Source organism: Methyloceanibacter sp., assembly GCF_058506495.1.
Genome location: NZ_JBZMXT010000044.1, coordinates 1 through 19,153, shown reverse-complemented (window position 1 = coordinate 19,153; position 19,153 = coordinate 1). Strand labels below are relative to the sequence as shown.

22 protein-coding genes and 1 tRNA gene are annotated in these 19,153 nt (G+C 57.9%); 11 read left to right on the top strand and 12 right to left on the bottom strand.

Annotation, left to right across the window (positions count from 1 at the left end; translation table 11 throughout):
- The 3 genes from AC33YF_RS09030 to AC33YF_RS09020 all read left to right on the top strand — a co-directional run.
- Positions 1 to 343: enoyl-CoA hydratase-related protein (locus tag AC33YF_RS09030; RefSeq protein ID WP_491776875.1), on the top strand; the 343-nt coding region annotated here is incomplete at its 5' end.
- A gap of 19 nt (positions 344 to 362) precedes the next feature.
- Complete coding sequence (locus tag AC33YF_RS09025; RefSeq protein ID WP_491776874.1) at positions 363 to 884, top strand: CoA-binding protein; 522 nt, start codon at positions 363 to 365, stop codon at positions 882 to 884.
- 118 nt (positions 885 to 1,002) lie between these two features.
- The gene (locus AC33YF_RS09020) at positions 1,003 to 2,289 is read left to right on the top strand and encodes an O-acetylhomoserine aminocarboxypropyltransferase (RefSeq protein ID WP_491776873.1); all 1,287 of its coding nucleotides are present in this window, start codon (positions 1,003 to 1,005) and stop codon (positions 2,287 to 2,289) included.
- Here the strand turns inward: AC33YF_RS09020 and AC33YF_RS09015 are convergent.
- The gene (locus tag AC33YF_RS09015) at positions 2,268 to 3,422 is read right to left on the bottom strand and encodes a COX15/CtaA family protein (RefSeq protein ID WP_491776872.1); all 1,155 of its coding nucleotides are present in this window, start codon (positions 3,420 to 3,422) and stop codon (positions 2,268 to 2,270) included. The two genes, AC33YF_RS09020 and AC33YF_RS09015, sit on opposite strands and share 22 nt — an antisense overlap.
- 22 nt (positions 3,423 to 3,444) lie before the next feature.
- On the opposite strand from AC33YF_RS09015, the gene AC33YF_RS09010 reads away from it, so the two are divergent.
- Positions 3,445 to 3,648: a DUF2842 domain-containing protein gene (locus AC33YF_RS09010; RefSeq protein WP_491776871.1), complete on the top strand. Its 204-nt coding sequence runs from the start codon at positions 3,445 to 3,447 to the stop codon at positions 3,646 to 3,648.
- 170 nt (positions 3,649 to 3,818) lie between these two features.
- Here the strand turns inward: AC33YF_RS09010 and AC33YF_RS09005 are convergent, their stop codons facing one another.
- Positions 3,819 to 6,662, bottom strand: coding sequence for a Wzz/FepE/Etk N-terminal domain-containing protein (locus AC33YF_RS09005; protein ID WP_491776870.1), 2,844 nt, complete (start codon positions 6,660 to 6,662; stop codon positions 3,819 to 3,821).
- A 211-nt stretch (positions 6,663 to 6,873) separates the two neighbouring features.
- On the opposite strand from AC33YF_RS09005, the gene AC33YF_RS09000 reads away from it, so the two are divergent.
- The 6 genes from AC33YF_RS09000 (at position 6,874) to AC33YF_RS08975 (ending at position 12,382) form a co-directional block, all read left to right on the top strand.
- Positions 6,874 to 7,530 (top strand): polysaccharide biosynthesis/export family protein, encoded by a 657-nt coding sequence (locus tag AC33YF_RS09000; RefSeq protein ID WP_491776869.1) that lies wholly within the window; start codon positions 6,874 to 6,876, stop codon positions 7,528 to 7,530.
- Between the two features lie 76 nt (positions 7,531 to 7,606).
- Positions 7,607 to 8,731: a glycosyltransferase family 4 protein gene (locus AC33YF_RS08995; protein ID WP_491776868.1), complete on the top strand. Its 1,125-nt coding sequence runs from the start codon at positions 7,607 to 7,609 to the stop codon at positions 8,729 to 8,731.
- A 668-nt stretch (positions 8,732 to 9,399) separates the two neighbouring features.
- Entirely contained in the window at positions 9,400 to 11,184 is a 1,785-nt protein-coding gene (locus AC33YF_RS08990) for an amidohydrolase (protein WP_491776867.1), read from the top strand.
- 406 nt (positions 11,185 to 11,590) lie between these two features.
- Positions 11,591 to 11,845 (top strand): hypothetical protein, encoded by a 255-nt coding sequence (locus AC33YF_RS08985; protein WP_491776866.1) that lies wholly within the window; start codon positions 11,591 to 11,593, stop codon positions 11,843 to 11,845.
- Between the two features lie 73 nt (positions 11,846 to 11,918).
- Positions 11,919 to 12,158: a hypothetical protein gene (locus AC33YF_RS08980; RefSeq protein WP_491776865.1), complete on the top strand. Its 240-nt coding sequence runs from the start codon at positions 11,919 to 11,921 to the stop codon at positions 12,156 to 12,158.
- An 11-nt stretch (positions 12,159 to 12,169) separates the two neighbouring features.
- Positions 12,170 to 12,382, top strand: coding sequence for a hypothetical protein (locus AC33YF_RS08975; RefSeq protein WP_491776864.1), 213 nt, complete (start codon positions 12,170 to 12,172; stop codon positions 12,380 to 12,382).
- Positions 12,383 to 12,496: 114 nt separating this feature from the next.
- On the opposite strand, the gene AC33YF_RS08970 is transcribed toward AC33YF_RS08975, so the two are convergent.
- The 9 genes from AC33YF_RS08970 to AC33YF_RS08930 all read right to left on the bottom strand — a co-directional run bounded on the left by AC33YF_RS08970 (position 12,497) and on the right by AC33YF_RS08930 (position 17,628).
- Positions 12,497 to 12,697, bottom strand: coding sequence for a DUF2905 domain-containing protein (locus AC33YF_RS08970; RefSeq protein WP_491776863.1), 201 nt, complete (start codon positions 12,695 to 12,697; stop codon positions 12,497 to 12,499).
- Between the two features lie 59 nt (positions 12,698 to 12,756).
- On the bottom strand, positions 12,757 to 13,146 hold the full coding sequence (locus tag AC33YF_RS08965) for a hypothetical protein (protein ID WP_491776862.1): 390 nt from the start codon (positions 13,144 to 13,146) through the stop codon (positions 12,757 to 12,759).
- A 109-nt stretch (positions 13,147 to 13,255) separates the two neighbouring features.
- A tRNA-Pro gene (locus tag AC33YF_RS08960) sits at positions 13,256 to 13,333 on the bottom strand.
- 86 nt (positions 13,334 to 13,419) lie between these two features.
- Positions 13,420 to 13,866 (bottom strand): MerR family transcriptional regulator, encoded by a 447-nt coding sequence (locus tag AC33YF_RS08955; protein WP_491776861.1) that lies wholly within the window; start codon positions 13,864 to 13,866, stop codon positions 13,420 to 13,422.
- Positions 13,867 to 13,893: 27 nt separating this feature from the next.
- Positions 13,894 to 14,211, bottom strand: a complete 318-nt coding sequence (locus tag AC33YF_RS08950; protein WP_045366968.1) for an integration host factor subunit alpha — start codon at positions 14,209 to 14,211, stop codon at positions 13,894 to 13,896.
- Between the two features lie 133 nt (positions 14,212 to 14,344).
- The gene (locus AC33YF_RS08945; RefSeq protein WP_491776860.1) at positions 14,345 to 15,322 is read right to left on the bottom strand and encodes a beta-ketoacyl-ACP synthase III; all 978 of its coding nucleotides are present in this window, start codon (positions 15,320 to 15,322) and stop codon (positions 14,345 to 14,347) included.
- Positions 15,323 to 15,340: 18 nt separating this feature from the next.
- A complete protein-coding gene (plsX, locus tag AC33YF_RS08940; RefSeq protein WP_491776859.1) occupies positions 15,341 to 16,384 on the bottom strand; it encodes a phosphate acyltransferase PlsX in 1,044 nt (347 codons plus the stop codon).
- Between the two features lie 123 nt (positions 16,385 to 16,507).
- The gene (locus AC33YF_RS08935) at positions 16,508 to 17,062 is read right to left on the bottom strand and encodes a YceD family protein (protein WP_491776858.1); all 555 of its coding nucleotides are present in this window, start codon (positions 17,060 to 17,062) and stop codon (positions 16,508 to 16,510) included.
- An 11-nt stretch (positions 17,063 to 17,073) separates the two neighbouring features.
- Positions 17,074 to 17,628 carry a ubiquinol-cytochrome C chaperone family protein gene (locus AC33YF_RS08930; RefSeq protein WP_491776857.1) on the bottom strand — a complete coding sequence of 185 codons (555 nt, stop codon included), beginning with the start codon at positions 17,626 to 17,628 and terminating at the stop codon, positions 17,074 to 17,076.
- 113 nt (positions 17,629 to 17,741) lie between these two features.
- On the opposite strand from AC33YF_RS08930, the gene AC33YF_RS08925 reads away from it, so the two are divergent.
- A complete protein-coding gene (locus AC33YF_RS08925) occupies positions 17,742 to 18,209 on the top strand; it encodes an outer membrane protein assembly factor BamE (RefSeq protein WP_491776856.1) in 468 nt (155 codons plus the stop codon).
- A gap of 74 nt (positions 18,210 to 18,283) precedes the next feature.
- On the opposite strand, the gene AC33YF_RS08920 is transcribed toward AC33YF_RS08925, so the two are convergent.
- A partial coding sequence (locus tag AC33YF_RS08920) for a sodium/proton-translocating pyrophosphatase (RefSeq protein WP_491776855.1) occupies positions 18,284 to 19,153 on the bottom strand: 870 nt, incomplete at its 5' end.

Genomic DNA, 19,153 nt, shown 5'->3' with positions numbered 1-19,153 from the left:
GGTGGCGCTCAGCCGCAATGTTTCCCGCAAAGCCGCGATGGAGATGCTGCTTCTCGGTGAGATGATTAGCGCTGACGATGCACTGAAGCTTGGCCTCTTGAACCGCGTCGTTCCAGCCGACCAAGTCTTAAACGAGGCCGTCGCATTCGGAACCACGATTGCGAGCAAGCCGAGCCGCACGCTCAAGATTGGGAAAGAGGCTTTCTACCGCCAAGCCGAGATGCCCCTCGATGAGGCCTATCTCTATACCGCCGAAGTCATGGTCAACAACATGCTCGATTCCGAATCTGTAGAAGGCATCGGCGCTTTCCTCGACAAACGCGCTCCGCAATGGCCGCGATAACCTGCGGCAAACGGCCCGGATGAATCACGACAGTTACTCTGACGCGTACATTCGCGACATTCTTCTCACCAGTCGGGTCTTTGCTGTCGTTGGCGCGAGCGCCAAAACCACAAGACCAAGTTACTTCGTGCTCAAATACCTTTTGGCCAAGGGCTACGACACAATCCCTATCAACCCTGGACTTGTCGGCAAGACCATTGCGGACAGAACAGCCTTTGCCTCTCTCATCGAAATCGAAAGGCCGATCGACGTCGTCGACATCTTCCGCAACTCAGAGGCTGCGCTAGGCATTACCGAAGACGCTATTCGCATTGGCGCGAAAGTTGTCTGGATGCAGTTGGGCGTTCGCAATGACGCCGCCGCTCGGCTTGCAGAAGACGCCGGGCTTAAGGTTGTGATGAATAGGTGTCCGAAGATCGAGTACGGTCGCCTGTCGGGAGAAATTGGCTGGGCAGGAGTGAATTCCAGAACGTTGTCGAGCCGCCGCCCCATCCTCTCTGCTAGGGGGAGTCAACAGCGAGCCCTGCGGCGCAATACGTAGCGGCCAAAACCTCCAAGCGCGAACACGCTCAAAACAGAAGACGCGCAGGTTCCGATCCCCTAAGGTCGCCGGGCTTATAGGTCCACAGGGATGGATTACGGCTCAAGGGAGGAAGACAATGTCGGAAGAGCGCACGCCCGGGTTCAGCACACTCGCAATTCATGCCGGCGCACAACCGGACGCGTCGACGGGCGCACGGGTGACGCCAATTTACCAGACCACGTCCTACGTCTTTGACGATGCGGACCATGCGGCGTCGCTTTTTAATCTCGAAGCCTTTGGCAACATCTACTCCCGGATCATGAACCCGACCCAGGCGGTTCTTGAAGAACGCATGGCCGCTCTCGAAGGAGGGAGCGCAGCCCTTGCCGTTGCCTCCGGTCACGCGGCTCAAGCGATCGTCTTCCACACGTTGATGGAACCGGGCGCCGAGTTCATCGCCGCGCGGCAACTCTACGGCGGGTCAATCAATCAGTTCGGCGAAGCCTTCAAGAAGTTCGATTGGCATGTGAAGTGGGCGGACACAACCGACGCCGAGACGTTCCGTGCTGCGGTCACGCCGAAGACGCGCGCGATATTCGTCGAGTCGATTGCAAACCCCGGAGGTATCGTCACCGATCTCGAGGCTGTCTCGGCCGTTGCTAAGGAGGCTGGGGTTCCGCTGATCGTCGACAATACGTTGGCAACGCCATACCTTATGCAACCCAAGCAATTCGGTGCCGACATCGTCGTACACTCGCTTACGAAGTTTCTCGGCGGCCATGGTAACTCAGTGGGCGGCGTGGTCGTCGACTGCGGTACGTTCGACTGGATGTCGACTGACCGATACCCCTCCCTTTCCGAACCTTGCGCCAGCTATCACGGCATGAAGCTCGGAGAAACATTCGGCAATTTCGCGTTCGCCATCGCGTGCCGGGTTCTCGGGCTTCGGGATCTTGGGCCCGCGATCGCTCCGATGAATGCATTTCTTATCCTGAACGGAATTGAGACCCTGCCCCTACGCATGCAGCGGCATTGCGACAACGCCATGCGCGTTGCCGAGTGGCTCTCGCGACACGAAAAGGTGGCCTGGGTGAACTACGCGGGCCATCCGGGCAACGCGTTCTACGCACTCGCCCAACGTTACGCGCCAAAAGGCGCAGGAGCAGTCTTCACGTTCGGGCTCGAAGGAGGCTACGAAGCTGGCATTTCGCTCGTGGAAAAGCTGAAACTCTTCAGCCATCTTGCCAATATTGGCGACACACGTAGCCTCGTCATTCATCCGGCCTCGACGACCCACCGTCAGCTTGCTGACGATGCGCGCGAACGGGCTGGCGCGGGAGCGGATGTCGTTCGGCTATCGATCGGGCTTGAAGATGTCGACGACATCATTGCCGACCTCGATCAGGCTCTCGCTGCGGTGTGATCCCGACTGACGGCGTCGACTTCTACGCAACGCCAAAAATGGTAGAGCGCCGACGCAAACACCGCGACGGCACCAGCCTGGTGTGCGAGCCCCAGCTCGATCGGTACGAAAGCGAGCAAGGTCCAGATACCAAGTGCGACCTGCAACAAAGAGAGGATGGCGACTGCCCAGGCACTTGCCCGCAGATAGGCTGCCTCTGGCTTACAAGCTAGCCACACAGCCTGCACAACAGCGGCAAGAACTACAGCGTAGCCAAGCATGCGGTGGTTGAACTGCACTGTAAGCGGGTTCTCAAAGAGGTTGACGTACCACGGTTGCAAGACACCGAGCCCTGTAGGGATGACCGACTCGTTCATCAGCGGCCAAGTATTGAAGCCCATGCCTCCGTCGATCCCGGCGACAAAAGCACCAGCCATGAGTTGAAGAAATACGAGCAAGAGGACGAGGCCGGCCACAAGCGAGGGTCCCGTAGCCCCAGCGCGAGCTTTCTCAGTCCATCCAAGGCCGAGGATTAGCCAAAGCGTGTAACCGAGAATAACAATGGCTAAGCCAAAATGCGCCGCCAACCGGTACTGACTGACGTCGATACGGTCCACCAGACCGCTCTTGACCATGTACCACCCCAGCACGCCTTGCAAACCGCCCAACACGAAGAGTCCGATGAGGCGCGGCAGCAAGGCGCGCGGGATATAGCCTGCCAACCAGAAGGCAACAAAGGGCACGAAGAACATAAGGCCGATGAAACGACCCAGGAAGCGATGCGCCCACTCCCACCAATAAATCGTCTTGAAGCCCGCCAGGTCCATTCCTCGGTTAACCTGGGTGTACTCGGGAATCTGCTTGTAGGCGTCAAACGCCGCTTGCCAATCCGCGTTAGACAAAGGCGGAATGATGCCCACGATGGGCTGCCATTCCGTAATGGAAAGGCCTGAGTCGGTCAGGCGCGTTGCGCCACCTACGAGGATCATCGCGACGACGAGAAGTGCAATCGCAGAAAGCCAGACGCGCAGGAGCCGGACATGCCGTGTGTGCGCATTTTCATCCCTCAAAGCGCCTGATAGGGATTGTGTCTCGGAAACACTCATGATGCGGTGATACCCGGCTCTTCGTAAGAACTCAACGGCGAGGCTCACGGCCTAAAAAGGGTCAGACAACATGAGCGGAAAATCGCGCAAACTCGTTGGCACTATCGTGCTGCTATTCTCTCTGGCGATTTATATCGTGATTGTTGGAGCAATTGGCGCAGGCCGTATTACCGAAGCGCACTGGTTCTTTCAGTTCATCTACTTTCTCGTTGCGGGGCTTCTTTGGGTCGCGCCAGCAGCGGTCCTTATTCGATGGATGGCTCGCCCCGACTGACGGCGCATTTCCACGCCGTTACGCCTTAGCATTCTTCACCCGTTGGAGTCCCTTCCTATCGCAAAGGGCGTGCCCCGCTGCGTATGGGCCAGATCCCAGCAATCACCAATCAGAGACACGTGAGGTGAAGCGGTCAAGTGATCTTTATGCGCCGGGTATCGCACGCATGTTTAGCCAGCGCGTCTACTGCCAAAAAGCGAGAAGCGATGCCGCTTTCTCGCAACTGGGTCGCCATGGAGAACGATTGGACAGCCCAGATGCTGAACAATTGACAGCGCCTCTTCTGCATCTTCCGGCGCCGTATTTGGCGGAAGCACAGCGACAGCGACGGGAAGCTCGAACTTCAACGCGGGCATAAGATTCTCGATGCTATCCATATCGGCGTGCAAAACGACGCAATCGTATGTCTGCGTGAGCGCCTCGAAGATGCGCATAAACTTGTCCGGTGCGTCGATGCCAGCATTCAAGTTTGGATCGCCAGCGGGAATGACCTGAAGCGTCGTTCCTTCGTCGAGTTTTATGACGTCGGCAAAATCAACGACGCCGTCCGCAAGTTCTGAGAATCCGGGCACGCGAGGCATGCTCAACTGCCCCGACACTACGGCACTACCCTTGGCCAGATCGACCAACGCGACCTGCGCATTGCGGCCGGCAAGGTCGCGCGCAATTCCAATCGCTGTCTGCGCAGACTGAGCCTGTGACGATAAACCCGCAACAAGAGCGGTACGGGGGGCTCCTCCCGTGGAAATTTCCAGAGTGGTGTCGATCAAATCGTCAAGCGACGTGATTGCGGGACCAAGGTCTTCAACGCTCACGCTTGGTTCGAGGGGCTGCTGAGGGTGGTCGTCCATAGAAGACCATGGAATTCGCTGGGTGAGATAGTGTCTTAGATCGTTGGGCTGGAGCGGTCTCTCCTCTCGATCGCGCTCTAGTTGGCGTGGACCGCTGGAGCGTCGCCTAGGCGCATTCGCTACACTCGGCACCTCGCTCTGCCGAATTGCGTCTTGTCGAAAGCGCCTCATCAGATCCCTCGAGAATGCGGATGGCGCGTCTTCTGTCGTCGCATTGGTCATTGGAACCTCGTAAGAACCATTCTCTGCCTCGCCATTCATGGGCGATCCGCCCCGAGGACTTGGTTTGCCGGCTGCAGCGGCGGCTTCGGCGTCCGCAGCGGTCCGTGCGACTACGGTGCTTGATGGCGCTGCCAGCGCCGCAAGGACGCCTTTACTCTTTGTCGTAGGCTGCTTCCGCGACGCGCCCCTGATTTTCATCGCCGGATTGAACTGCACCCCTGTCTTCGCGGCGGTTCTCTTGTTCGCGGAGGCTTTACGCAAAGGCGGAGCTGTATCTGGTGAAAGGTGATCCTTGTTCGCACGGGCCTGCCGCAACGATCTCGGGCCATTAGGTGATGCGCTGGGGCGATCCTTGACGGCAAGCCAGGATGGGGGCTTAGCAGTGTCTGCCGTGCGCCTTGCAGAGTCCTGTGCCTTTTTCGGCCGCGTGCCATCGCGTGCTTTGCCCGCGGCGGATCGCCTCTGATCTCGCATGAGTTCAACCGCTGGCCTCGATGCGGCTGCGCCACCGGCCGGCACATTCTGCAAGGATTGCTGTCGCCGTTTCCGCCTACCGGCCTCAAGCATCGCTTTTGCAAGTACGCCGGCGATCATCAAAAGAGCCGTTGCCGCCGCCACCAACAGTGCAACAGGACCACGGCGGGGATAGTTTGGCAGAACCGAAGCATGGGCGCGTGAAACGATTGCCGCTTGTGACGACACAGCGCTTACATCGTCACCCGAGGACGCGTCGCGCGCTCGCGCCAAATACGAGTTCAGGAGATCGCGATTGGCTTTCGCCTCCCGCTCTAGGGCTTGAAGCTTTGCCTGCGCGCTCGACTGCCCCGCCGTGAGGGTCTTCGCGTCATTGAGGCTTGCCCGCAACGATGCTTCTCGCGCCGCGGCGATCTGCGCCTGGTTCTCTAAGCTCTTGACCACCTTCTGCGCTTCTACTCGGATCTGAGCGCGCATATCGGCCAGCTCGGATTTCAGCTGCTTCATGCGCGGGTGAGCTGGCAACAATACCGCGGACTGTTCGGTGAGTTCGCGCTGCACTGACGCGCGCTGTTCAATCGGGTTGATAACGGCCTGCCAGTTCAGCGCTTCGAGCGTGGCATCGATATCGCCGCCTTGCGCCAGCATTTTTTCGGTGAGTTCCGCGCGCGTCTGCGCCTCGGACTTTTGTGCCTCAGCCAAGATAAGTTCGCTGTTGAGCTCTGAGAGCTGCTGTGCATTTAGCGCTGCATTGGTGCTAGGCTCAGAAAGAGCCTTAGAGGCCTTGAACGACTCCAGTGCCGCCTCGGAGTCGGCGGTCGCTTTGCGAAGTGCGTCAATCTGCGCATCCACCCAAGTCTCCCCCGCCTTTGTCTCCTCGATCTTGGCGTCGCGCTGCCAGGCGACGTAGCCGTTTGCCAACTTGTTGGCAATGTCAGCAGCAAGCTGCGGGTCGCCCGATTGATATTCGATCGCAACCACCGAAGTGTTTGACAATTGGCGCACATCAAGATGACGCGCCACCGTGTTTGCGGCCCGTTCCTGCGGTGACCCTTCTCTGGTGTAGCTAAGACCGAGAGCATCAAGTAACTCGTCGATCGGCGTTGCATCGGCATCGCGCAGAAAGGCTTCGTCCCTGAACAGGCCAAGATCGTTCACGACCCTCAAAATGTGATCGCGGGATTTCAGGAACTGCACTTGGCTGCGCACCGCCTGTGCATCAAGCTCGGCTTGGTAGCCCGCGCTACCCTGTTCATTGGTTGGACGCGTGAATGCTGTTGCCTCTTTCTGCACACCGATGCGCGCCTCGGACGTATAAAACGGTCGCATCGTGGACAGCGCAACGAACGTTATCGCTCCAGCAAGGAACGACACCGTTACGACTCGCCACTTGGCCCGCCACAGCACGGCGCCAGGACTCCGGCGTTCGATGTCATCTGCCGGTGGGCCGCTTGAGGACTTCGTCACGTTTCCAGACTCATTTTGCGGATCAGCATATCACCAGCAATAGGCCCCGATTGCCGTAATCAAAGGCTTAAGCGTCGCTTCGAATTAGAACGGCCATAGGGCGAACGCTATAAGAACGGCAGGTTCAGAACGGCACATTAGCTTAACCTTTGTTAACCCCGTGAGGTCTAGGATTCGGGCGTACCATGTCCTGGAGCCACTAAATGAGCTGGTGCCGTATCACGGTCAGCGCCAAGCCCTCGCGCTCGTGCTCTCGTTGCGTGTAAGTGGCCTTGCTGGTTGTAAGGGTGCCGCTATTCCAAGACTGACGTCCCCGGACCTGGCGCTGTCCACATCCCTGCTGGGATCCCGCAAGACCTTTCCGGCAGGCGCAGGACACGCATCGCCAGGGTTGCCGGTGGCGCGCCCCACCGCCTACACGCTCGACTCAGGAGATCGCGTCCGCATTCTCGTCTTTGGACAGCAAAACCTTTCGAACGTTTATAACGTCAGCGCCGCTGGAACGGTCGCCGTTCCCCAGATCGGCCAGGTCCGAGCCCGCGGGCTTACCAGCGCTGAATTCGCGCGCCGGGTCGCCGCCAAACTCGGCAGAGAATTGATAAAAGACCCGCAGGTGACTGTGGAAGTCGTTGCTTACAGACCGTTTTACATCCTTGGACAGGTTGGGCGTCCAGGACAATATCCTTACGTCCAAGGTCTTACCGTGGAAAATGCCGTGCCAATTGCCGAGGGATATAAACCCCTCGCAAAAAAACGCCTTGTACAGCTCTCTCGGAAATTCGACGGCGTCGTATCAACCCTCAAGGTCCCTACGGATTATCCAGTTCAACCCGGCGACACTATTTACGTGCTCCGACGCCTGTTCTAATGCTCAGCACCAGGAGAACACACCCCTTTTCTAGATTCCGGTCACCGTGAGCCTGAACTTCCGAATACTGCATTGCATGCGCGCGCCTGTGGGCGGTCTCTTTCGCCACGTTCATGACCTTGCGCTCGGTCAAGCGGAGCTTGGTGCCGATGTTGGGATCGTCTGCGACTCAACTGCCGGTGGGCCCGAGAGCGACGTTGCACTACATAGGCTTCAAGACTGTTGCAAGCTGGGCGTCACACGTATTCCGATGGCGCCCAAGCCTCACGTCAGTGATTGGTCTGTTTATCGGCGCATTGCGAAACTTGGTCGCAGTATGGAGATCGACGTTCTACATGGCCATGGAACAAAGGGCGGCGCCTATGCACGCTTGGCCGGAAAGAAACTCCGAAAGAAGAAGACGAAGGTTGTCTATACGCCCCACGGCGGCTTGGTCCATTATTCACCATCATCAGTTTCTGGGAAGCTTCACTTTTGGTGGGAGCGCAGACTCGCTCCCCTGACCCACGGACTGATTTTCGAGAGCATGTTCGCCGGCAACCGTTATGCCGAACTCGTTGGCCGTCCAACCTGCCCTGCCCGGGTGATCTATAATGGGCTGCAGCGACATGAGTTCTATGAGTCTCTCTTGGCCGACGACGCGGTCGATTTCGTTTACGTGGGGGAGTTGCGGAAGGCAAAAGGTGTAGATGTGTTCCTGCGAGCGCTCGCGCAGCAACAATCGGCCTCTCCTGCGCGCGCCATCATCGTGGGTTCCGGCCCAGACGAAAAACACCTGAAACGGCTCGCCCGGCGGTTGGGATTGGCCGACAAGGTGGCTTTCGCTGGGTCGCAACCCGCTCGCACCGCGTTTGTGCGAGCTCGATGTGTGGTTATCCCCGCCCGCGAAGAATCTCTGCCCTACATCGTCATAGAGGCGGCGGCGGCTCAGATGCCGATTATTGCCACGAGTGCCGGAGGCATCCCTGAAATCACGGGGGATATTTCCATACCGCTTGTGCCGCCGGGGGATGTGGATGCGCTTGCCACTCAGCTGCAAGCTTTTCTTGCAGACTCTGGGCCGTACTTGCGGCATGCAGTGGAACTTCAGCAGCACGTTGCGGACGTCTTTTCCACAGTCATGATGACCCGGGAAGTCGTTGATTTCTATATAACTGATGTGGGCGCCGGCGCGCACAGAGCACCCCCTGCAGACGTCTAAGTCCGGTTGCCTTCCGGTCGGCCTCCAGCAACACGCCCCTTCAGCTTACGGCTCGCCCATACCGGCAACGGTGGCGATGAACGTTGGGCAAAAGAAAGCCCCGGACGGGGGGCTGCCGGGGCTTTCAGAATGGTTCCTGTTTGGGGGGAACCTGGGCGGAGGAGGGAAACCCCGCCTATACCTATTACTCTAGCACTGTTTGCGACTCGCAGAAAATGACAAAATTGTGTTCCAGGTGAAATTTGATAGGCCCACCTGGGAGTCACTCTCCTGCAACAGTCGGCGGCCTTTTTGGGCAAACAAGGCTGCTGCCCGATATTCGCCCAGATTGGAGCCGTAAATTGGTGCATTACCTGTTGACGCGGGGGCACGAGGGAAACGGAGGGAGCCTTGCCACATGGCGGGGCTTCTTCTGGTTTTTGGTCCCTACCCTTCATCTTCACATAAGTCTGTGTCGAGAAATGCCTCACCGCTGCGGTGGTGGCTGCACGCTTGCACGCGCTGTACAACCGCGGGGTCAGGTTCGCCTCTTGAACAGCCCAAGTCACTATCCCAAGTCCGGAGCGGAACACGTCCTTCGAGAAGCGCTGGCTTGCGTCCCCGCTCCCAGGATGGCGCGCATAACAATCACTGCGCGGCCGCACGGCACACAGGAGACTCCTCGTTAAATGAAGAAAGAGCTCAACCGCCGCGAGGTTTTGGCCGGAACCACCGCGCTGATCGGTTCCGCAAGCGCCGGCGCCACCCATGCACAGACGAACGCCGCCGACCTTGTGCTGCTCAACGGCAGAATAACCACCATGGACCCGGCACACCCGGAAACGACTGCGCTGGCTGCACGCGACGGCGTGTTTGTGGCCGTAGGTTCGGACGACGAGATGCGCGACCTGATCGGCCCGTTCACTCAAGTGATCGATGCCCGTGGACAGCGCGTCATCCCAGGCCTTAACGACAGCCACACTCATGCGATCCGCGGTGCCGTAAACTATAACCTCGAGGTGCGCTGGGACGGTGTCGACAGCCTTGAGGAGGCGCTTCACCTGCTCCGTGAACAGGCTGAGCGAACGCCGACTGGCCAGTTCATTCGCGTCGCCGGGGGATTCTCCGAGTTCCAGTTCAAGGAAAAGCGTCTGCCGACGGTTGCGGAACTGGATGTGGTGTCGCCGGATCACCCGGTGCTCATCCACCATCTCTACAAACTGACACTGCTGAATACGAAGGCCGTGGAATGGTACGGTTATGACAAGCCCGGCCATCCAGAGTACCCAGGCGGGATCATCGAGAAGGACGCGGGCGGTAACGCAACCGGGAGGTTGCTCGCTGCACCTTCGGGTCTGCTTATGTACAAGACGTTAGCGGCGGCGCCGAAGCTTGCGATCCGTGATCAGATCAATTCGTCGCTTCAATATTTCGATGTTCTGAATGAGCTTGGGATTACCTCGGTCTCGGATGCGGGCGGTGGCGGCATGGCGTTTCCGGACGCCGACCCCTACAAGGTCATCCGATGGCTACATGAGCACGGCCTTCTGACTACGCGGATCGGCTATCACTCGTTCCCACAACAAAAGGGCAAGGAGCTATCCGACTACCAGACTTGGACGGCGGAGATTCGCGCTGGCGCCGGGGACGACATGCTCAAGTTCGTTGGCGCGGGTGAAAACCTGTCATGGGCTTCCTACGATTTTGAGATCTTTGGCGAAGCGCGCCCAGATATTGACGATGGCGCGGAGGACTACCAGCGCCAGATCATGACAGTGCTCGGCGAAGCCCGCTGGCCGTTCCGCCAGCACATTACCTACGATGAAACTGGTGACCGTCTGCTCCCGGTATACGAGGACGTTGCCAACGGCGCAGGGCTGACGCCGGGCTGGTTTGTCGACCATATCGAGACGTTCAGCCAGAAGAACTTGGAACGCATTGCAGCGCTGGGCGGCGGCATTGCATTGCAGAATCGCATTCAATTTCAAGCGGAAGACTTTGTAGTCAACTACGGCACCGAAGCGCTGAAAAAGACTCCAAATTTCCGGGCGATGCTGGACTTAGGCGTTCCCGTTGGCGGTGGCACCGATGCGACACGAGTGACCTCTTTCAATCCTTGGTACTCAATCCAATGGATGACGACCGGCCTCTCTCGCGGGGGAATGCGGATGTATGACGATGCCAACCTCTTGACGCGGGAGGAGGCATTGCGTCTCTGGACCATCGGATCGGCCTGGTTTACTGGCGATGCTGGCAAGAAGGGCGCGATTACGCCTGGCCAGTTCGCCGACTTTGCTGTGCTCGACCGTGACTGTTTCTCGGTAACCGATGCTGAGATCGCCAGTCTCAAATCCGAGCTGACTGTCGTTGGCGGCCAGGTTGTCTATGGCGCAGGAATCTTTGCGCGCGACGATCTCAAGCACATCCCAGAGGTCAGCCCTGATTGGTCTCCCGTGATCCTTCAGCGGGGCTGAGCCGCCAGAAACCATCTGCTATCTGACGATGGGGCGACGCGTACCGGCACGTTGTGCCGCTACATGTTGGCGAACAGGGTAAACCGCACTAAGCTGCTGGGGCTTCCGATGAGGTAGAGCCATGAGCATCTCCCGGCATTGCTTGCTCTTTGCGTTCGCATTTGGGGTCTACTTACACAGTGGCGGCAGTAGTTACGCGTCTTGTGATCCCTCCGATCTAGACTGCTTGTTGGGCGAGTTAAAGGGCAAACGCCCGCCTTCAGCACCGGCTCCAGCAGCAGCTCCGCCAATGCGTGCTCCAACAGCAGCTCCGCCAATGCGTGTGCCAGCAGCAAGGAGCACCCAATCAGCAAGTGTTCCTCTACCGGCCATTCAAGCGGCAACGAGTGCCTTTGTCGGCCCGCATATGTATCCGCCACGCAATTACGGTGCCTACGGAATTGTTGCGTTCCCGTCTTTGCTTACACCGGGTACGGCAGCTCGCTACATAAAAGTCTGTGAAGCCTATGTCGCGACGCTTCCACCAGCATCGACCACTGAGATTCCCGAGGATCGGCAAATGGTGACGGTATGGCCGGTTACCGATCCCAATCTTGCACGTACGCTCTCAGAGTTGACTCATGCTGGTGATCGCATCGAAGGGGTGCAAGCAAGCGGTTGAAAGCTATGGCTTCCAGACTGCCTTAACTGCGCTACGGCATTCGACTGGACCATTGGCAGGAAGAGGACCGTTCTTGTTGGCGTGGTCACCCGCAAGCGCCAAAGGCAGAAAGGATGTGCTCGTCCTCGTGGCCAACCTTTCGGACGCAGGGACTGATGAAGAACTACTGCTGCGATTTCAGCAGTGGCGCAACGACATCGAGGGGAACCCCGACATCTTCAAGGATCAGTGGACTGTGCAACGGCTCACCACAGCCATTCGGCATTGGGCAGATGGCTGGGGCAAGCTCATATTTGCGTCGGGTGGGGGCTAGAGCGACACACGATGGAAGGCATACTTAGGATACTTCTTGAGCAAGTTCCTGCATTGCTCTGTGCCGTAGTGGTGGTCAGCATTGTTGGGCCAACGACACGCGGCGGCGCAATCGTACTAGGTTTGGTTACCTTTGCTGTTGCAGTGCTGCTTACGCAGATGGTGCGAGCGATCTGGAAGGCCGCTTTCCGGAAAAATACGCCGCCCTCTGAACCCGGTGCTTAGCGGGCGTTGCAGGCTTTGGAGATTGGCTGGCCGAACGACCGTAATAATGGTCACCCCCCCAGACAATGAAGGAGTGGCCCTGCCCTCCGAGCCTGACAAGTGAGCCCAATCCGCCTAACGACTGATAAGCCAAAAGATCAGGCTCAATACGGCGCTAACCAGCAGCGAAGTGCCGAGAGGCAAATAGTACGTGAAGTTCTCTCGTTCGATAACAATATCGCCCGGCAGTCGGCCAAGTCCCAGTTTGGCGATGAAAGGCCAAAGTAGCCCTGCGGCAACTAAGACCAGACCAAAGATGATGAGCGTTCGGGACATGGTTTTTGGTACCCCGGCAGGCCGGGCGGGACGCCTCGCGCCCTCTTATCCCTCAAAGGCTATTCGTACTCTTGGAACGCTTTGTCGAGTTTCTTTTTCAATTCTAAACAAGGTTGTTGTAGGTTTCTTATCCCCGGCCCGAGACTTTCGATTGCCGCTTGGTCGTCTCCGTTCAATATCTTCAAATTCGACGCATGAGTGGCAGTAATGAAGTCCGCTTTTGATTTGTCGAATTTTTCCGCTGCCGCAAAGAAATAGTCGGATAAGTCTTTTAGAAACTTCTCTGGACGCCCCACTTTTTCCGAAATGGCATAAGTTAGCTTATAGTGAACACTGCAATTGGCGGCCATCTGTGCCACCGTCTGTCTACTCGGTTCTAGCGTTTCAGCGTTTGCTTGTCCGCTGATGGTCAACGCCAAGGCGGCAAAGGTGATGGCGATGCGTTTCATAGGAAGCTCCTGAAATGAGAAGACACGTCGTGCCCCACGGCTCTCGGCTGTAATCCCCGCGCAGTTCTCGTTTGGTTTCGCTTATGGGGCGGCCAACTCATTGAAAAAATGGTCGGAGCGGGGAGATTTGAACTCCCGACCCCCGGTCCCCCAGACCGGTGCGCTAACCGGGCTGCGCTACGCTCCGACATTCCGGTTTTGGGCGAACTGCATATACCGGTTCGCCGCAAAGAAACAAGCGAAAGCAGGAGAATCCGTCGGAACTCCCCCTTCTCAGTCGCTGCGGTCTGCGTCCGCAAGGATCTGCCGGCATATGGCAATCTCTTCGATCACCGTCGAGAGAGAGTCGTCGACGGCCCCAAGGCCATCCGGAAGGGCGGTGCGGATGACGTTAGTCCCTGCTGCTGGGTCGTCTTGCGGCATCGCGTCGTCAGCGGTCGGCTGATCGCCGAGGCTCTCGTAATCCATGACATAGCGCGGCCCCTGTTCGCGCAAGATTTTTTGAACACCGCGAATGGTGTAGCCATCACTGTAAAGCAAGAGTCTTATCCCGCGGAGGAGCGCGACGTCCTCTGGCCGATAGTACCTGCGACCGCCGCCCCGTTTCATGGGTTTGAGTTGGCTGAACTTGGCCTCCCAAAACCGCAGAACGTGTTTGGGGACGTCCAGTTCATCCGCCACTTCACTGATGGTACGAAAGGCTTCGGGTGCCTTCTCCAAAGCACTCCTCCTCGCGGACCGGTGACGCTAGTCCTGGGAGTTGCCCCCGGATAGCGACTCGTTGATCCGCTGCTTCATAATATTGCTGGCGCGGAAGACCAACACGCGCCGTGGCGTGATAGGAACCTCCTGCCCGGTCTTCGGGTTCCGGCCAATCCGCTCGCCCTTCTCGCGGATACCAAACGACCCAAACGAAGACAGCTTCACTTGGTCGCCGTTTTCCAAGCTCGACACAATTTCGCGGAGCACGAGCTCCACGATCTCTGCCGACTCATTTCGAGGTAGACCCACCTTTTTGAACACGGCTTCCGCTAGATCAGCCCGTGTCAATGTCTTCCCGCCCATCGTCTTACTGCTCCCCCAAAAGTCGCGGGTCGAACAGGGATGCTAGCCGAGCGGCTAACTACGGGTCAATCGCCCGTCGCATCAAATTCCTGATTTTGCGTCATAATATCGAAAGGTGTGGCTTTCGCAGCACTCACCAGCGAATGAGCAGCGCCCCCCAGGTAAAACCGCCGCCCATCGCCTCGAGCAGTACCAGGTCGCCCTCTTTGATCCGGCCATCCGAACGAGCCGCTACCAGAGCAAGTGGAATTGACGCAGCTGATGTATTCGCGTGCTTTTCAACGGTCATAACGAGCCGCTCGCGCTCCAAGCCAAGTCTTCTTGCCGCGCCGTCTAAGATACGCTTATTCGCCTGGTGTGGCACAAACCAGTCTATGTCTGCCGGTGTGTAGCCAGCTTTTTGCAGTGTTTCCAGGATTACGTCGCTAATCTTGGTAACCGCGTGTCTAAACACCTCGGGGCCATCCATGCGGAGATACCCTACTGTGCCTGTTGAGGATGGACCGCCATCTACGTAGAGCTTATCGCGATACCGGCCATCCGAACGTAGAGTTGTAGCTAGAACCCCTCTCTCCGTATGCGCACCGTTCGGTTTTTGTGCCTCCAAGACCAAAGCCCCAGCCCCATCGCCAAAAAGCACACATGTCGAGCGGTCTTCCCAGTCAAGGATGCGCGAGAACGCTTCGGAGCCGACGACCAATGCGCGATTGAACTGTCCGCTCTTCAGGTAGTTGTCAGCTGTCGAGAGCGCAAAAACAAAACCCGAGCACACGGCCTGCATGTCGAAGGCGGCCCCGTCCGTGATGCCTAGCTCCGCCTGGATAGTGACGGCCGTAGCAGGAAAAGTCTGATCGGGCGTAGAGGTGGCAAGAACGATCAAGTCGATATCGCTTGCATCCATTCTGGCGTCGACGAGCGCTCGTTTGGATGCCTCGATCGCCATGGAGGATGTCAGTTCGCCGTCAGCCACAATGCGGCGTTCGCGAATACCTGTCCTCGCCACAATCCACTCATCGGACGTGTCGACGGTCGCCATCAGATCTTTGTTGGTGACAATGCGCTCGGGCAGATAGCCGCCGACACCCATCACCACTGACCGCAAATTAGACAACTAACCTACTCCGACCGCCTAAGCCGCCCCGTCGAGTTCGAGCTTTTCGTGAAAATGCGCGACATCGGTGCCAAGTCGTTCTACGACACCGCTGAACGCCATCTCGTAGGCCAAATCAACCGCGCTGGCGAAGCCGGTTTCATCGGTTCCGCCGTGACTCTTCACAACAATCCCATTCAGGCCCAGGAAAATTCCGCCGTTGAGTTGCCGGGGATCCATCTTCTCTTTCAAGGCACGGAATGCGCCTTGCGCTAAGAGCGCACCTAGGCGGGACAAAAATGACTGTCCCATGGCAGCTCTAAGGTATTGCGCAATTTGCTTAGCCGTTCCCTCGGCGGTCTTCAAGGCGATGTTCCCTGTAAAGCCGTCGGTCACGACCACATCGACGACGCCGTGGCCGATGTCATCACCCTCAATAAACCCGTGGTAATGGATAGGCAGCGGCGCTTCCTTGAGGACGGCGGCCGCTTCTCGGATCTGCTCGACGCCTTTGACTTCCTCGACACCGATATTGAGGAGGCCAATGGACGGTTTGTTCATGCCAAGGAGCGCCCGAGCCATGGCCGCCCCCATAAGGCCGAACTCCACAAGTTGGCGGGTGTCGGCGCCGACGTTGGCGCCAACGTCAAGAACGATGCATTCGGCGTCGACCGTCGGCCATATGGCTGCGATGGCAGGTCGATCAATACCTTTGACCGTCTTCAAGCAAAACTTCGACATGGCCATCAACGCGCCCGTATTGCCGGCAGAGACCACGGCATGGGCCCGCCCATCGCGCACCGCTTGGATCGCCAGCCACATGCTCGACTTCCAGCGTCCACGGCGAAGCGCCTGGCTCGGCTTGGCATCCATCGCGATCGACACGTCCGAATGGATGATTTCCGATTTAGCCACCAGCTCAGGGTGGTCCTGAAGCGCCGCTGTGATCTGGCCCCGATCGCCGACAAGAACGAACCGCATATTGGGGTGACGCACGAGCGCAAGGGCCGCCGCCGGGATGACCACGCTGGGACCATGATCCCCGCCCATTGCGTCGAGCGCTATGGTGACTGGAGCAGCCATTCTCCAATACCGATCTGGAAGATTAAGGCCCCGGCACTCGCGCCGCGACACCCCCGTAGACCGAACCCGAATAGACGCAAAAGCCGGTCAGTGACAACCTGATTTTATGAGTCGACGCGTATCTCAGGACTTCTTAAGCCCTTTGAGGACCGCAAATGGGTTGTTTTTGGGCATTTCTACAGGATCTTTGGCATCAGACCATTGGAACTGCGCGCCCGTCTTCTTTGGGTAAGGATCGAGCGCGGTGGCCAGCGTCTCGTAGACAAGAGGCCCAAGATCGATGGCATCACCGTCGATGGGCTCGGGCCAATCGATCACCGCCGCTTGACTGGGATCCTCTGCGCGCTGCTGAAGCGCGTCAATTTTTTCGGGCGGCCAAAACTCAACGTCGACAGGTATATCGATCTGCGCCGGGATGGGCTCTAAGGTCACCACACATGTCTGCACTACATCCGCTCGCAGACGGCCTGTAAGGTGCACTCTCTTCCCGCTTGTCTGCCGCAGCCGGTAATCCAACCTGGCATTGCTCAAGTCCCGCAGATCGAGCAAGCGCATAATTGCCAAACGCTCCTCCTCGTCGATTTCCATCGAGCGCTCGGAACTCGGATCAACCGTTGCAAGTTTCACTTTGCGCGTCAGTGGCGCGGTTTGGCCCTCTTCGTTGAGAGACTGTGTCATAGCCTGGAGCCTCACTCCCTTCGGACTTCCGGAAACTGCAACCGACCAGCCCATATCTGTTCCATCGGCTGGTTCTCGAGCTCCTGCAACATCGCTTTAACATACGGAGTCAGCCGCGCCCCTACTTCTCCTGCCGTTTTCTCGTCCAAGGGCAAGTTGGCGGCGATCTCGGTTTCGAGCGCATCGTCGCTCTCATTGGCGGCACGGTCGTAATCTTCAATGAGCGTCGCACCGCTTGCCACGAGCTTGCGTACCTTTTTGGGCACAGACAGATCGCCCACGCCAATCTCACGCAGAACGGTGTCCATATCCGCTACAAATCGGTTCGACAGATCCTGAGCGACCAGCGCGCCCTCTGGTCCCGCATCCTTCAACCGGCGAAACACTGCGAAGAGATGGATCGTGAGCACGGAGAAGCGCCCTTCAAGCGTGTCCGGCACGCCAAGCCTTTGGTAATAAATTGGAAGTCGCGCCTGCGCCATAATCGCACCGTAGAGATTTTCTGCAGGAGGAGCATCGCCGCCCCAGGGCAGCAGCTTGGCGAAGGGCTTTAGAGACCAGGACATTTCCTTTAAATTCTAGCAGAGAATCTGGGTTACTTCAGACTTATTAGGATCCAGATCGACCGAGGGGAAACGCTGTTTTGCGGAACACCAGGTTGGCACCGATAAAGGCAACATTGCCTGTATTTGCGGCGCTGTTTCTTGGAACGGCGGCCATCGGCGGCTGCACGGGTCAGATTGACAGGCACGGTCACGTGTTTATCGACGTTGATCTAGACCAGGTTCGGCCTGGGATGTCCAAGGCAGACGTTAAGACGGTACTTGGTTCACCCGATACGACGAGCGCGATCGGCGGCGATGCGTATTACTACATCTCATCGACGATGAAGACCGTGGCATTCCTTAAGCCCAAGGAAATCGACCGTCAGGTTGTAGCGGTGTACTTCGGCGGCACCGACCAGGTTACCGAAGTAGCGCGGTACGGCATCAAGGACGGCGTCCTGGTCAACTACTACAAGGGCGAGACTCCGGCACGAGGCAAGGACCTTTCCTTCCTCGAGCAAATGTTCGGCAACCTTGCGAACCGACAGATGTTCAAGAAAGACCAAGGCGCGCCTGGCCCCGCCGGCATCCCCGGCATTTAGTCCGAAAGATAGCCCCGCTCCTGTTGAGGAACGGGACCGGTTTCCTGTCGAAATGGCCGAACGACCAACAGCTGCTACTGTTGTGCGAGAACCGCGAGCAGCAGCAATGCCACGATATTCGTGATCTTAATCATCGGGTTCACAGCGGGACCCGCCGTGTCCTTGTATGGATCACCAACCGTATCGCCGGTAACGGCAGCCTTGTGAGCCTCCGAGCCCTTACCGCCATGATTACCGTCTTCGATGTACTTCTTTGCGTTGTCCCAAGCACCGCCGCCCGCTGTCATGGAAATAGCGACGAACAAGCCCGTCACGATTACACCCAGGAGCATGGCGCCCAATGCCGAGAAAGCAGCACTCTTGCCGGCGATCCAATTGATCAAGAAGAAGAACACTATGGGCGAAAGAACCGGGAGCAGCGAAGGAATGATCATTTCCTTGATAGCTGCCTTGGTCAGCAGATCAACAGCCCGGCCGTAGTCTGGACGGTCCTCGCCCTTCATGATGCCAGGCTTCTCCTTAAATTGGCGCCGTACTTCCTCCACAATGGCGGAGCCGGCGCGGCCGACAGCCGTCATGGCGATGCCGGCAAACAAATAGGGAAGAAGTCCGCCTAGGAAGAGCCCGACAACCACATAGGGGTTGGACAACGTAAACTCTGGGTTGACCCCTTCAAAATAGGGATACTGCGCTGCGTTGGCCGCGAAGTACTTGAGGTCTTCCGTATAGGCCGCAAAAAGGACCAACGCACCCAGGCCAGCTGATCCAATTGCGTAGCCCTTGGTGACCGCCTTGGTGGTATTGCCGACGGCATCCAAGGCATCCGTTGTCTCGCGCACATTCTCTGGAAGTCCCGACATCTCGGCGATCCCGCCAGCATTGTCGGTAACTGGACCGAAGGCATCAAGCGCCACAACCATTCCCGCCAAGGCAAGCATGGTCGT